This is a genomic window from Paraglaciecola sp., from assembly GCF_039943935.1.
GTDB lineage: Bacteria > Pseudomonadota > Gammaproteobacteria > Enterobacterales > Alteromonadaceae > Paraglaciecola.
The window spans coordinates 206,333-221,007 of the sequence record NZ_JBDUZQ010000020.1; the positions used below are offsets into that span (position 1 = coordinate 206,333).

Genomic DNA, 14,675 nt, shown 5'->3' on the forward strand with positions numbered 1-14,675 from the left:
GCTTTTTTGATTTCTACGTTTTGATATATTTTACAATTACAAAGTTGTGTATCTACTCAGCCAATGCTGTCACAGCAGCTACTTTTGTGGGGCTTACTTCTTCGCTTGGATAACACCCCAGTACTTTGAAGTAACGGGTCATTGACTGTAACGTTTCTAACACGCTTTGCATCGGGCCATCCTGAATGTTGCCTTCAACGTCTAGGTAAAACATTTCTTCCCAAGGGTTACCTGTAATTGGCCTAGACTCAAGTTTAGTCATATTGATATTGTTATCTCTCAACACCATCAGAGCTTCCACCAATGAGCCGGGCTTTTGTACCGTTGACATAACTAAGGTTGTTTTTGCTGGTACCTGCAATGGTACGTTGACGCTTTTTCTAGCGACTACAAAGAATCTACTGTGATTCTCTTTTTGGTTAGCCAAGTTAGACTGGATTGCATGTAGCCCATATAGTCTTCCTCCAGTTTCACTGCCCATAGCTGCAGCATTTCCTGACTTAAGTTCTGCCACCTTTAGCATAGCTGCTGAAGTACTATCACAAGGCTTAACTTCAATATTTCCTAATTCAGCCAAAAAATGGCTACATTGGGCGAATACCTGAGGGTGAGCATATAGAACTTCTATTTTATTTATATCGGTATCAGTAGATACCAATAATGCATGTTTAACAGGGTGTGTTAGTTCACCTACAATAGACAAATTGGTATGTTGTAATTGGTCATAGACTTCGTTGATACTGCCTGACGATGTATTCTCTATTGGAAGTACAGCATAATCTGCTTCGTTGGTTTCTACTTTTGAGATGATCTCAGTAAAGCTTTGGCAACCAATCTCCAAAAGCTCGCCTGGACGTCTAGAAAAATATTTTTGCGTAGCTAAATAACTATATGAACCTTTGTCCCCTAAAAAAGCTACCCTATTTAAAGGAAGTGTACTTCCTGGGTTGGCTCTGGCGGCTAATAAGGCTTGTTGATTTAAAACAGAGTCTTCTATAATGACGTGAAAAAGCTGGGTTACATAATGAGCATCCAGTCCATTTTTTCTGCCTTCTTTTATAAGTCGAACTAGTAACTGTTCTTCCCGCTTTTGATCTCTTACGGGTATCTGGTTTTTGATTTTTGTTTCTGCTACTTGGTTAGTATATTTCTGACGTTTTGCTAAAAAAGTTAGCAATTCTGTGTCAAGTTCAGTGATTTTAATTCTAAGTTCTTCTAATTCGGATGATGGCATAGTGCTCACTTGTTTATTTCTATAAATAACCCTGATTTAAGCTAGTCATATTGTTACTAGATTTTTGCTATAGGTTACAAATAACGCTGTTTTAAGCGTGTAAAGTAGAGATGTTTAAAAACAAATCTAAAAATTTATTGAATATAAGTCAATCTTTTACTTAAGGTTAATTTTGCGCTTTTTGATGATTTGAGAATAACGCCCAAACCATCAAAAATAGGTTAGCACTTAGATTTAGTTATTTAATAAAGAAGCCAACATTGAGCGAACTTCATTTACCTCAAAAGGCTTGTCACATAGGGCATTGACACCTGTTTGGTGGATATTGGCCATATGCAAACTTGATGTAGATTCACTCGTAACCATTATAATTGGAATATGTGCAGTATCTGGATTAAAACGAATAAATTCTGAGAGTTCTCGGCCATCCATTTCTGGCATATTATAGTCGGTCACAACTAAGTCAAACGTATTATCCTTTAGTAAGGTTAGAGCTTGTGCTCCGTTTTCAGCCTGTTCAATTTTTTGTAATCCAAGACTATTTAGCACTCGGCAAATATGATTCCTGGCCAGTTTACTGTCGTCTACTAAGAGAACTCGCACCTCGTGAATATCAAACAGCTCTAAATCCAACTCTTCCGAGTTGATTAGGTCAAGTGACGCATTTAAGGCTTTTGATAAGTTGTCTGGAGTAAATGGTTTTGGAAGAATAGCTGCGACGCCAGATTGTTTGAACTCTTCAAGTTTTTCGACTCTATTTTCACTGGAGATCAACATAAAGGGAATAGATGCTAAAGACTCATCACTTTTTATCTGTTTAATGATATCTAAGCCAGAGCCATCTTCAAAATACATTGCACTAACCACTAAGTCAGCTCCGTGTTTAGAGACGGCTTCCATTGCCTCTGTTACACAGCTAACCGCTTCTACTTGAAGAATGTCCGCTGCTGCCAATTGTTTGGTGATTATTTTTCGCTGGGTATCTGAAGGTTCTACTAAAATTATACTGACCTCAGATAAAGATATGTTATACATTCACACTCCAATTAATATAAGGGTTAACCGCCTGCTAATTTTACATTATGACCTAGTTGTTCTAGGGTTGCCTTGATTTTATCTCTATTATCACCTTGAATTTCAATAACCCCTTCTTTTACGGCGCCACCAGTGCCGCACATTTTTTTTAATTTAGTGCACATGGCTTTTATTTCTTCTTGGGGTAGTGGTAATCCACTAATTGTAGTCACCCCTTTCCCTTTGCGGCCTTTTGTTTCTCTGCGGATACGAACCACTCCGTCGGTGTTTACTTTTGGCTCTTTTGTGTGTTGAGGTGATATTCGTCCGGTTTCGGTACTGTAAACTAGGCTATTATTATTCATTCAACTATTATCTCATGACGATTTTTAATTATTTTATAAAAAAAATGTTAATGATTGTAGGAAAAGTTGGAAAACTATTATTTAATAACCTTCTAGGTTTTAGCCTTTAAATGTAACGGAGTTTTATATGAGTTTAGAACGTGAGTTCTCAGAGGATAAAAAGCAGCTAACTATATTTTTGAGTGAAAGGTTCGATTTTAGTCTAGTGCAGGATTTTAGAACTGCTTACTCTAACGATACTGACACAGTGAACGCAATCGTGATTGATTTACAAGTCACAGAATATATGGATAGTTCAGCACTAGGTATGTTGTTGAATATGCAAAAAACACTGGCTAAACAAGTATCAACCTACAAAATTACAAATTGTCGACCGCAAGTTCTTAATATATTGAGAATTGCGCGTTTCAGTAAAAAATTCAGTATTAGTTAGTATCATATGCGCATTTTAGTCGTAGATGATGACTCCCTAAACAGATTTTTGTTGATGCATATGCTTGAACAGCAGGGCTATACGGATACGCTTGAGGCTGAGGATGGTGAAACTGCAATTAAGGTTGCAGAGCAGTTTCAGCCTGACCTTATTCTACTAGATGTTATCATGCCCGGCATGGACGGTTATGAAGTAGCAAAGATATTAAAATGTAATGCAGGTGATATTTATCTTCCAATTATTTTTATTACGGGATTAGATAATGAATCTGCTTTAGTTAAATGTTTAGAAGTTGGTGGGGACGACTTTGTTGCTAAACCTTTTGATAAAGTGGTTTTATCAGCAAAAATTCGTGCTCATGCTAGAACTCGTCAATTAAGTAGAAAAGCTTATGAGCAGAACAAACAATTAACGTTTTACCAAAATGCCATCGAACGAGAACATCAAATAGTAGAACATATATTCAGCAATGCTTTGGCAACAGATGATTTTTATACTGAATATATTGATCATTGTCTTGAACCTGCGACTGACTTTAATGGTGATCTTTTTTTAGCTTGCGCTAGTCCTGCAGGAGGATTTTATTTTTTAATTGGAGACTTCACTGGTCATGGATTAGCGTCCGCTATCGGAGCCATACCTGTTTCACAAGCATTTCAAGCGATGTCCAAAAAAGGGTTGTCTTTGATGGAAATGGCAGAAACAATCAATCAAATTCTATTGCCATTGTTACCAGATGAAATGTTTTTTGCAGCCTTGATCGTCGAAGTTAGTTCCACTGGTAAACATATAGATGTTTGGAATGGAGGAATGCCTGCATTACTTTTACAAGATACTAATGGAGAAATAATTAATCGCTACGAATCAAGGCACATGGCACTAGGTATATTGGATAAAAGTGAATTTGAGTCGGAAGTTGAACGTAGTGAAATTGAATATGGACAAAGGTTAATTGGGTTCAGTGATGGGATTGTTGAATTACAAAAAACTTCAGGTGAAATGTTAGGGGATTCCGGTTTTGAGAATTGGCTAATCGAGAAACCAGATATAGATATCAAAGGGCTCTTAACTAAAGCTGAAGGATATTTAGCTGGGGAAGAGCGACAAGATGATGTCACTATGGTCATTTATACCAGTCAAAAACTAGCCCCAGTAACTAAAGTAACTGAAGAGTCAAAACTACCCTTAAAAATTATAAGTAACATTATCCCTGAATACATGAGAGTTTCCGATCCAATTATTGAGTTGGTCAATATCATGACGAATGAATTGGGGTTGTTTGCTATTCATTCTGAGTTATTTACGATTCTCAGTGAGTTGTATAACAATGCGTTGGAGCACGGCCTATTGAACTTAGACTCTAGCCTAAAAGAAAGTGATGATGGATTTTTAGAATACTATAGTTTGCGGGAAGAAAAGTTACGTACTCTGGAAAATGCATTTATAGAAATTACAATAGAGTACTTCCCAGAGCAAAAGAAGCTAGGGATACAATTAGTGGATTCTGGGAAAGGCTTTGATTTAGTAAGAGCGGCTGCGCATACTTCAATTGAAAATTCATACGGGCGGGGTATTTCGCTAGTAAAAGAGTTATGTGAGTCGGTAAATTATAGTAATCACGGTAATATCGTAAACGTAATATATAAACTCTAATGGGAATAAAAATTGTCAGATTTTGAATTAAGAATATCAAAAGCCTCAGACTTATCGACATTGGTTGAGTTTAATCAAAGTATGGCTTTTGAAACGGAGCAGAAGAAGCTGAATGAAACCACACTTACAAAAGGTGTTGCTGCGCTTTTGGAGGATAAAAATAAAGGGTTTTATTTAGTTGCTGAACAAGCAGGGGAAATTGTTGCGAGTCTTATGGTAACGACTGAGTGGAGTGATTGGCGTAATAGTGAATTTTGGTGGATACAAAGTGTCTATGTCATACCGAAGGCTAGACGACGCGGGTTGTACTCTGCTCTGTATAATCAAGTGAAGATGCTTGCTAAAAAACAGGATGTGTGTGGTTTTAGGTTATATGTAGAGAAAGAAAATTTAGTTGCTCAAAAGGCCTATAAATCCCTTGGTATGAATGAGAGTCATTATTTGATGTTTGAAGAATAGTTAAATATTAATTGAGAATAGTTCTCAACTAGATTAACATTTTGATAATGAATAGTTGTAGTGAATTAAAAAGGTACCCCTTGAAAAAAATTATCGCCAGTTTTTTCGTTATTTCATCTGTGCTGTCGCCACTTGTTTGGGCTAAGCAGGTTAATTTATACTCTGCACGGAAAGAAGCGTTAATTAAGCCTTTACTAGACAAGTTTACTGAAGAAACCGGTATATCAGTTAATTTAGTTACAGGTAAGGCGGATAATCTCATTACTAGGTTAGCCAAAGAAGGTAAATACAGCCCTGCTGATTTATTATTGACTACTGATGTGGGGCGATTATACAGAGCTAAGCAACAAGGGTTAACGCAGATGGTAAGCCTCACTGACGCTGTTGCCTCCGTACCGAGTAACTTTCGAGACTCACAAGGCCATTGGATTGGTTTATCAATGAGAGCAAGGCCTATTATGGTGTCTTCTGAAAAATTCGATACCAGTGCTATTAAAAATATTGAAGACCTGATTAAGCCCGAATGGAAAGGGCGTATATGTATTCGTAGTTCTAACAATATTTACAATCAGTCTATGATTGCATCATTGATTAGTCAGTTGGGTGTAGAGCAAACCGAAATCTGGGTGAATAACCTTGTTAGGAATTTTGCTCGACCGCCTCAAGGTGGTGATAGGGACCAAATTAAAGCGGTTGCGTCGGGCCAATGTGATGTTGCTATTGCAAATACTTATTACCTAGCAGGCATGTTGACTTCTGATGATGAAACTACGAGAGCACAGGCACAAAAAATTAAAGTTGTGTGGCCAAATCAGAGTGATCGTGGTGCACATATTAATATTTCTGGTGTTGCTCTTGCCAAACATGCCCCTAATGCTAAAGCTGCGTCAAAGCTGATTGATTTCTTGTTGAAAGCTCAATCTCAGCAGTGGTATGCCATGACTAATCATGAGTACCCAATATTGCCAAATATAGCATGGAGTGATGTGTTGGAGAATTTTGGTGATTTTAAAATGGAACAAGTACCTTTGGTTCAGCTCGGTGAGTTAAATGCTGAAGCTGTAAAAGTCATGGATCGTGCTGGGTGGAAATAAGCTTTACTTCTTATGACGACCCCGTGACAACTTTTGTTATTTTGTGAGCCAATCTCAGTGGAAGAACCCTTGGACTTGGTGGATTGGTATTGGTTGTCTAATTTTAGCAATGCCAACGGGTTTGGTATTCGCTAGTTTCATCTATCCTCAGTTCGACGTCTGGCAACATCTTTTTAATACAGTGCTGAGTGATTACGTGTTTAATTCATTATGCCTTGCATTTGGCGTTGGGGCTTTGGTTATTCTAATTGGGACGCCTTTGGCATGGTGTATCTCTCGTTATGATTTTGTTGGACGGAAATACCTACAATGGTTAGTACTGTTGCCAATGTCCATGCCTGCATATATTGTTGCTTATACTTATACAGGAATACTCGATTTTGCTGGCCCCCTCCAGACTTGGTTAAGAAGCCAATTTGATTGGAAGTATGGTGATTACTATTTCCCAGAGATTCGCTCTCTAGGTGGGGCTACCTTAATGTTAGCGCTGGTTTTATATCCTTATGTTTATTTACTTGCTAGAACAGCCTTTATTGACCAACCTAGAAATTTAGAAGAAACAGCGAAAAGTCTAGGGATATCATCATTGAGGTATTGGTTTAAAGTCGTTTTTCCCTTAGCTAGACCTGCAATACTTATGGGAATGGCCCTCGCTATGATGGAGGCATTTGCTGACTATGGTACTGTTCAATATTTTGGAATTAGCACTTTTACAACGGGGATATTTCGTACTTGGTTTGGCTTGAATAATGGTATGGCGGCGGCCCAACTGGCTGCAGTATTAACTGGTTTTGTTATTTTACTTTTGTTTGTGGAGCATTTTTCGCGACGTAAGACTAGCTATTATTTTCAAGGTCAAGTGACTAAAACTAATCAAAGAAAAAGATTAAATAAAGGTGCAAATATTTTGGTCTTTATTTTGTGTTTTACTCCGGTACTGCTTGGGTTTTTATTGCCCTTCATGCAGTTAATGAGCTGGGCAGTCGATACATTTCAAGAGCAATTTACTCAAGGTTTTTTAGTATTAGTTTGGAATAGTTTTTATTTAGCGTCTATTGCTTCAATATCAGCAGTATCGATAGCATTGTTATTTGCTTATGGGAAAAGGCTAAATCACTCTAAACTAATTCAGGTATTGGTTGGCATGGTGAGTTTGGGGTATGCTGTTCCTGGAACGGTGATTGCTATAGGCGCATTAATCTCATTAAGTTGGTTAGATTTACGATTAAATGAGGTGACGGAAGGCTTGTATAATACAAGTGTCGGTTTGGTACTCTCGGGTTCTCTGTTTTCTTTAATCTTAGTATACAGTAGTCGTTTTTTGGCCGTAGCATTACATAATGTTGAAACCGGTTTGGCTAGAATCAAACCAAGCATGGATGATGCCGCTCGGTCATTAGGTTATAAGCCAATCCATATTCTTAAAGCTGTACATATTCCCTTACTTAAAACGAGTGTGTTAAGTGCATTGTTATTAGTGTTTGTTGATGTGCTTAAAGAGCTGCCTGCAACGTTAATATTAAGACCATTTAACTTTAATACCCTCTCTATAAAAACATTTGAATTAGCATCCGATGAACGCTTATCTGATGCAGCTTTACCCGCTTTATCTATTGTTTTAGTTGGGATTTTACCCGTCGTTTTGTTAACTAAAATTATGGATAGAGCTGTCCATGAATGAACTGTTTTTTAAGGATGCAATGTTAACCCTCAACGATGTTAGTGTGGCTTATAAAAATGAAGTGGTTGTACATAACGTTAATATTAATTTGTTAGTAGGACAAATTGGTTGTTTATTGGGACCGTCAGGTTGTGGCAAAACGTCAGTATTAAGAGCAATAGCGGGCTTTGAAAAACTATCGTCTGGTAGCTTAAGTCTACGAAATACAGTGGTAAATGATGCTGATACTATGGTGCCTCCAGAGGTTCGTAAAGTAGCTGTTGTGTTTCAGGATTATGCATTATTTCCTCACCTTACCGTTGCTGAGAATGTTACTTTTGGTTTGTATCAAAAACAAAAGTCAGTCAAAAAGCAACGAATGTTGGAGCTGTTAGAGTTAGTAGGATTATCTGGTTATGAAAATCGCCGCCCACATGAATTGTCTGGTGGTCAACAACAACGAGTTGCATTAGCTAGGGCTCTGGCGCCAAGACCTGATTTATTGTTATTGGATGAACCTTTTTCAAGTTTAGATGCCGAACTACGAGATGAGCTTGCAAAAGATATACGTTGCATATTAAAACATGAAAATACTACTGCATTGATGGTCACTCATGATCAACATGAAGCTTTCACAATGGCTGATATTATTGGTGTCATGTCAAAAGGCCAATTAATCCAGTGGTCTGATGCATATGGGTTATATCATAAACCTGTCAATAAATTCGTCGCTAGCTTTATTGGCGATGGTGCATTCTTACCAGCACAAATACAAGCCAATAATATGCTAAAGTGTGATTTGGGAGAATTTGAACTTAGCCGTGAGTATTCTTTCGAGCGAGGGGATACATTAGAAATGTTGGTGCGTCCAGATGATGTTTTATACGATAACAGCAGCAATAGCTTGGCTAAAGTAGTGTCACGTTCTTTTCGAGGTTCACATACTTTATACGAGTTAGAACTGCAGGTAAAAAATAGATTGTCAGTGTTGTGTCTAGCATTAAGTCATCATGACCATAAAGTCGGTGAGTTGTTTGGTATTCGCTTGGAACTTGAGCATGTAATTGTATTCTCTGTTAGTAGATGAAGTGTATTATGATAAATCGAAACTGGGTCTGAAAAGGGCGTATACCCGTCACAATAACCATAGAAAACCAACCTACTTGGGGTCTACATGTTATCAGCAGTAAATAAGTGGTTTACACAGCAGTTTGAGCAAAATGAAAAGTCAACTAAGCCTAACATTGAGTTGGCAACAGCTGTTTTGTTATATGAAGTAATGCGCGCCGACCATAAATTTGAGCAGAGTGAGTTTATTAGCTACGAAGCACAATTGAAAAAACACTTTTCTCTTTCCCAACCAGATTTCACTACTTTATGTGAGTTAACTAAAAAAGAGGCTGAAGAAGCGACAGATTATCAACAGTTTACTCGTGTGCTAAATGATTATTATGGGGCTGATGAAAAACGACGTGTACTAGACTCTTTATGGTTAATTGCCTACGCAGACCACCAGTTAAGCCCAGATGAAGAATACACTATCAGAAAAATTGCAGATTTATTATATATACCACATCGAGAGTTTATACAAAGTAAGTTGGCCTCTAACTCATTGTAACTGTTTAAAAATTACTAATTTTATTATGCTGTCTGCAATATACAACAGGCTCTAAGTACACAAATTTGAACGTCACTTTTGAGAATTTGATTTTGATTACATAGACATTTTAAGTAAGTAATCTACATATCTTGTCTAAATTTATGCTTCTGCAGATTTAGATGGAGAAAGCTAACTAATTTACCTTTGTAAAAACACTAAATATCAAGTGTCTTCAGAAAGTACCATGTTCAATCTATGATATTGGTATGTAGTAATAAGTTATTGAAATTAAATGTTATTTTTTTTGGCACGATTTGTGAAATATATTCCATGATAGTCATACTCAACTTGAATTGGTTACTCGAGTACATTTATGGATTGAGAGTATGATGAAGAGATTTAGTGTATTTACATAAATATTTTGTGAATTGACGTTTGTAAAAGATAGCACTAGTTCTCTTAAATTAACTAAGGTTAATTTGAGTTTGGCATGGATGCCTTAATTTAAAATGAATTACATAGGTAAAAGGAATGAGAAGAGAAAATTGTGTTACTGGTTTTTTTTTATGCGCTTGGTGTTTAATCTTAGTTTTTTCTAAACCTGCTCTAGCAAAAAATGCGTTAATTGAAAAACTTGATTTGGATAAAGATGGTCATATAACACTGAGAGAGTCAGTGGTTGAGCCGCAAATTCTTGCAACTTTCGGTACAATTGATTGCAATAATGATGGAAAAATTAGTAAAACGGAACTTAAAAAAGCCCAAATTAGTATTGTGCAAAAGGTAAGCACGTTAAAGTCTGCCTGAAAAAAACGAATAATGTATGTACAAAGGTCGATTAACTCGGCCTTTTTATGTAAGTGGCCAGTTAAAATTTAAGGATATGGATATGCAACTTAGCTCGTTACGACAACTTACATTTGTGAGTTTTGTCGTGGTGTTAGTGCCCCTGGCCATGCTGGTTGGCTACAGCCAATTCACCTTTGGTGAGATAGGCAAAATTGCAAACGATGAAGCTGAGTATTCCGTCAACTTAGTTCGTCAAGTAAGTAAAATGGAGAACCTGTCTATCGATATAGAAAGGTTAGTACGACAGTTCAATATACTAGAAAAGAAAGCTTTGAAGGACTTAATAGATAAGTCTGTAACTCGTTTTATTGGTTATAAGGATTACATTTGCCAGCAAGTTATTGAACAACAAAATTGTTTGGCATTAGATGAGAGATTGAATTGGATTGTTAATTTTTCACCTGACGAAGATCAGCTCTTATTGGATGCACAGTTTGCAGAATTCAGAAATCGGCAATCAGACCTTGTTGTTCAAATTGATGCACAATTAGACGAACGTATTCATGAGCAGCAGTTGTATGTTAGTTCTGTAAGGCAAACTCAATTTTGGCTCACTGCATTTTTAGTTAGCATTTCATTTTTATTAATTGTGATTGGTATTAAGACTATTTTAAAACCAGTAATTAAGCTCGAGGAAGTGATTAGTGCGATTGCTAGTCAAGATGAAAACTTACCTAACGTGTCAAAATCTGGTCCAAAGGAGCTCATTTCATTAGAGCATAAGCTCCATGGTTTAGCATCTAGGTTATCGCAGCTTGAAAGTTTACGTCATGCTTTATTACGCCACGCATCCCATGAACTTAAAACCCCTTTAGCTAGTATAAAAGAGGGGTGCTCTTTATTGACTGAAGAAGTGGTAGGAGGGTTAAACGAACAACAGAAAGAGGTTTTACACCTACTAAATAGCAGTACAGAGAGATTAAATTTATTGATTGTGCAATTACTCGATTACAATATTTTATTGCAACAATCTAAACCTGTATTCTGTGAGTTTGATACCAAATCTTTTTTTAATGATTTTATTACAGATAATAGCTTGGCTATTCAGCAGCATGGCAATGAAATTAATATGCAGATAGATATTGCAGTTTTGTATGCTGATGAAAAGTTATATCGAAGAATCGTTGATAACTTATTGTCTAATGCCATAGCACATGGAAGTAAAGGAAGGCCAATTGACATTCGTATTTATAATGACGGAGGTACTCAGATATTAGATTTCTCCAACAGAGGTAAGCCAATTGAGCCTGAGCAAAGAAACCTACTGTTTCAGCCATTTAGCCGCGGTGAAGGGGTACGTAATGATCGTGTTACGGGATCTGGCCTAGGGCTATCTATTGTTTCTGACTGTGCGAAAATGATGTTCGGTAAAGCAATGATGGTTGATGTTGATTACGCTGACGTGTGTATTAGAGTACAAATTCCAAATAATAAAGAAGTGAGTGTATGAAGTTAAATTTTCTATTTGTTCTATTGTTGTTTTTGATGAGTAGTTGTGAACTTTTACATACTAATCAACCGGTTAATCAAGTTAAGAATGCGCAGACTTATTGTATATGGAAAATAAAATCTACCAATGTTGATTGCGATGTCCATTATTGGCTAGGTTATTGGGCTGAAGTAGAGAGTATCGATTGGCCGGAGCGAAGAACTAAAATCGACGCTTTAGGTGATACTGATGTGGATATCTTGAGAAAAGTGTTACTTAGCCAAGGTAAAAGCACTCCTTACCAAAACCGTTTAAGAGCGCAAATTTGGGCTGAGGCTGTTTTCCCTAAATTGAATGAAGGTATGAGAAAGTTTTTGAAAGTGGCTTTGTATACACCGAGTCAGAGTTTGTTGGAATTGGAGTCTGCCCTGGTGACATTAAGTAAGATCAATACTCAAAAAGTCGAGAGTATTGAAGAATGGCGTTTACAATTAGAAAGGCAAAAGTTGAAATTGGAAGAACAACAAAGTCAAATTGAGCAATTGTTAAATATTGAGGCGTCGATATTAAAAAATGGGCAAGAGGACAAACAATGAGTCAACCCAATGAGCTAGATCCAAGTGTACTGTTAGTGGATGATGATGAAAATTTATTAAGATTAATGACTATCAGGTTACAAGGTGAAGGTTACAACGTACAAACTGCAGCTGGCGGGAAAGAGGCACTAAAATTAATCAGTGCGCAAAATTATGATGTGGTGTTAAGTGATTTACGGATGCCGGGTTTAGATGGTCTAAGTTTATTTGAAGAGATGATGGCCTTAAGAAAAGATATTCCGGTCATTCTAATGACAGCACATGGGACAATTCAAGATGCCGTTGAAGCGACGCAAAGGGGAGTTTTTGGGTTCCTTGCGAAACCAATAGATCATGATGAATTACGTACATTGATGACAAAGGCGGTGAGTCAGAAGTCAAGTCTTCAAAAGGAACCGTGGTGTGAGAGTATAATTACTCGTTCTATGCAGATGGAGCAACTTTTAGACCAGGCATATCGTGTTGCTCAAAGAGATGTTAGTGTGCTTATTAGTGGCGCAAGTGGAACAGGTAAGGAGTTATTGGCTGGTGCTATTCATAAGGCAAGTAAACGAACAAACAAAGCCTTTGTAGCGATTAATTGTGGAGCCTTGCCAGAAAACCTACTTGAATCTGAATTATTTGGACATGCTAAAGGTGCTTTTACTGGCGCAATTAATGAACATAAAGGTCTATTTCGGGAAGCCGATGGCGGCACATTATTTTTAGACGAAATTGGCGATATGCCAATACCACTACAGGTTAAATTGTTAAGAGCACTTCAAGAGCAAATGATCCGTCCTGTAGGGGGAAGTAAACAAATTCCCATTGATGTCAGAGTGATTTCTGCTACCCATAAGAATTTAAATAAAGAAATGGCTGATGGAAATTTTAGGGAAGATTTATACTATCGTTTAAACGTTGTAAACCTTACATTACCTACTTTACGAGAACGGTCTGAAGATATTCCTTTGTTAGCAAGGCATTTATTAAAAAGTAGTGCGGCTAGACACCAAGTAAAGGTAAGTCGTTTTTCTGATGATGCTTTACAAATTTTGACTACATCCCAATGGCCTGGAAATGTAAGGCAGTTAGTAAACGTTGTCGAGCAATGTGTAGCCTTAACTCACACACCCGTGATTGCTTCTCATTTGGTGGAGCAAGCTTTATCGGCTACAGACAAAAAATGGCCAACGCTAACTGAAGCGAGGGATGCATTTGAGCATCAATATTTGCTCAAGTTATTAAAGATGACAGATGGAAACGTGACTCGATCTGCAGAAATTGCAGGTAGAAATCGTACTGATATGCATAAGTTAATGAAAAAGCACGAATTACAATCTGCTGATTTTAAAAGAGCTTAATACACTATCGATTTAACGTATCTAGTAAAATGTTTTCTGATTAGGAAAAATGACTGTATTTTGAGGTGAACTTCCTTACAATACTCGCAATTTTTTTAGGTGGCAGGCATTAATGCGAGTTGCATTGGGTATCGAATATAATGGGGCACCTTATCACGGGTGGCAGCGACAACAGAGCGTAACCAGTGTGCAACAGCATGTTGAGGAGGCTTTATCTAAGATAGCTGACGAGCAAATTAAGATAGTGTGCGCCGGCCGAACAGATGCTGGAGTGCATGCAACCTGTCAGGTTGTACATTTTGACACGCTTTGCCAACGTCCTGATAAAGCCTGGACAATAGGGGTAAATCGTTATTTGCCCGATTCAATTGCAGCGAAATGGGTCCAAACCATGGATGGTGATTTCCATGCAAGATTCTCTGCTACAGCTAGGCGTTATCGTTACATTATTTATAATAATCGTATGCGCAATAGTATCTTGGCAAAAGGTGTGACCCACATTCATGCTGATCTTGACTCTCAACTAATGCACAAAGCCGCCCAGCATTTAGTGGGCAAGCATGATTTTAGTGCTTTTAGGGCTGTTAATTGTCAAGCGAATACTCCGGTTAGGAACTTAACGTATATCAGTGTTAAGCGTTTTGGCGACTATATTGTTATTGATGTGAAAGCGAATGCATTCTTACACCATATGGTACGCAATATTACAGGTTCTCTACTTGCTATTGGTCAAAAAGAACAGCCAGTATCTTGGATGAACACATTATTAGAGGGTAGAGATCGAACTAAGGCTGCTGCCACAGCTAAACCCCATGGTTTATATTTAGTTCATGTTACCTATCCTGAAGAATTTACTTTGCCAAAACATCCATTAGGACCACTTTTTATGGCAGACTAAACTTCTAAGACCAGTTTAAGTTTCGTGATAATTGTAGGATGTGATTTA

Annotated in this window: 15 protein-coding genes; 12 read left to right on the forward strand and 3 right to left on the reverse strand. The window is 37.4% G+C overall.

Features of this window, described 5'->3' with window-relative positions:
* Nucleotides 1–52: 52 nt before the first annotated feature.
* From pheA to yciH, 3 genes are all read right to left on the reverse strand, one after another.
* Nucleotides 53–1,234: a prephenate dehydratase gene (gene pheA, locus ABJD71_RS11415; protein WP_348169042.1), complete on the reverse strand. Its 1,182-nt coding sequence runs from the start codon at nt 1,232–1,234 to the stop codon at nt 53–55.
* Nucleotides 1,235–1,468: 234 nt separating this feature from the next.
* Nucleotides 1,469–2,269 carry a response regulator gene (locus ABJD71_RS11420; protein WP_348169045.1) on the reverse strand — a complete coding sequence of 267 codons (801 nt, stop codon included), beginning with the start codon at nt 2,267–2,269 and terminating at the stop codon, nt 1,469–1,471.
* A gap of 23 nt (nt 2,270–2,292) precedes the next feature.
* The gene (gene yciH, locus ABJD71_RS11425) at nt 2,293–2,613 is read right to left on the reverse strand and encodes a stress response translation initiation inhibitor YciH (protein ID WP_348169048.1); all 321 of its coding nucleotides are present in this window, start codon (nt 2,611–2,613) and stop codon (nt 2,293–2,295) included.
* Nucleotides 2,614–2,740: 127 nt separating this feature from the next.
* Here yciH and ABJD71_RS11430 point away from each other — a divergent pair, with 127 nt between their 5' ends.
* From ABJD71_RS11430 to truA, 12 genes are all read left to right on the forward strand, one after another.
* Complete coding sequence (locus ABJD71_RS11430; RefSeq protein ID WP_348169051.1) at nt 2,741–3,046, forward strand: STAS domain-containing protein; 306 nt, start codon at nt 2,741–2,743, stop codon at nt 3,044–3,046.
* Between the two features lie 6 nt (nt 3,047–3,052).
* Nucleotides 3,053–4,699 carry a SpoIIE family protein phosphatase gene (locus ABJD71_RS11435; protein WP_348169054.1) on the forward strand — a complete coding sequence of 549 codons (1,647 nt, stop codon included), beginning with the start codon at nt 3,053–3,055 and terminating at the stop codon, nt 4,697–4,699.
* 81 nt (nt 4,700–4,780) lie between these two features.
* Entirely contained in the window at nt 4,781–5,158 is a 378-nt protein-coding gene (locus ABJD71_RS11440; protein ID WP_348169373.1) for a GNAT family N-acetyltransferase, read from the forward strand.
* A gap of 80 nt (nt 5,159–5,238) precedes the next feature.
* Nucleotides 5,239–6,252 carry an extracellular solute-binding protein gene (locus ABJD71_RS11445; RefSeq protein WP_348169057.1) on the forward strand — a complete coding sequence of 338 codons (1,014 nt, stop codon included), beginning with the start codon at nt 5,239–5,241 and terminating at the stop codon, nt 6,250–6,252.
* A gap of 109 nt (nt 6,253–6,361) precedes the next feature.
* Nucleotides 6,362–7,933 (forward strand): iron ABC transporter permease, encoded by a 1,572-nt coding sequence (locus ABJD71_RS11450; RefSeq protein ID WP_348169376.1) that lies wholly within the window; start codon nt 6,362–6,364, stop codon nt 7,931–7,933.
* Between the two features lie 19 nt (nt 7,934–7,952).
* Entirely contained in the window at nt 7,953–8,999 is a 1,047-nt protein-coding gene (locus ABJD71_RS11455) for an ABC transporter ATP-binding protein (RefSeq protein WP_348169379.1), read from the forward strand.
* Nucleotides 9,000–9,086: 87 nt separating this feature from the next.
* Complete coding sequence (locus ABJD71_RS11460) at nt 9,087–9,530, forward strand: TerB family tellurite resistance protein (protein WP_348169060.1); 444 nt, start codon at nt 9,087–9,089, stop codon at nt 9,528–9,530.
* Nucleotides 9,531–10,043: 513 nt separating this feature from the next.
* Nucleotides 10,044–10,319, forward strand: coding sequence for a hypothetical protein (locus ABJD71_RS11465; RefSeq protein ID WP_348169063.1), 276 nt, complete (start codon nt 10,044–10,046; stop codon nt 10,317–10,319).
* A gap of 82 nt (nt 10,320–10,401) precedes the next feature.
* A complete protein-coding gene (locus tag ABJD71_RS11470) occupies nt 10,402–11,811 on the forward strand; it encodes a HAMP domain-containing sensor histidine kinase (protein ID WP_348169066.1) in 1,410 nt (469 codons plus the stop codon).
* Nucleotides 11,808–12,386, forward strand: coding sequence for a hypothetical protein (locus tag ABJD71_RS11475; protein WP_348169069.1), 579 nt, complete (start codon nt 11,808–11,810; stop codon nt 12,384–12,386). Before ABJD71_RS11470 ends, ABJD71_RS11475 begins: the two co-directional genes overlap by 4 nt.
* Nucleotides 12,383–13,729, forward strand: coding sequence for a sigma 54-interacting transcriptional regulator (locus tag ABJD71_RS11480; RefSeq protein WP_348169071.1), 1,347 nt, complete (start codon nt 12,383–12,385; stop codon nt 13,727–13,729). The genes ABJD71_RS11475 and ABJD71_RS11480 overlap by 4 nt, the downstream gene beginning before the upstream one ends.
* Before the next feature lie 112 nt (nt 13,730–13,841).
* Nucleotides 13,842–14,627, forward strand: coding sequence for a tRNA pseudouridine(38-40) synthase TruA (gene truA, locus ABJD71_RS11485; RefSeq protein ID WP_348169074.1), 786 nt, complete (start codon nt 13,842–13,844; stop codon nt 14,625–14,627).
* Nucleotides 14,628–14,675: the final 48 nt, after the last annotated feature.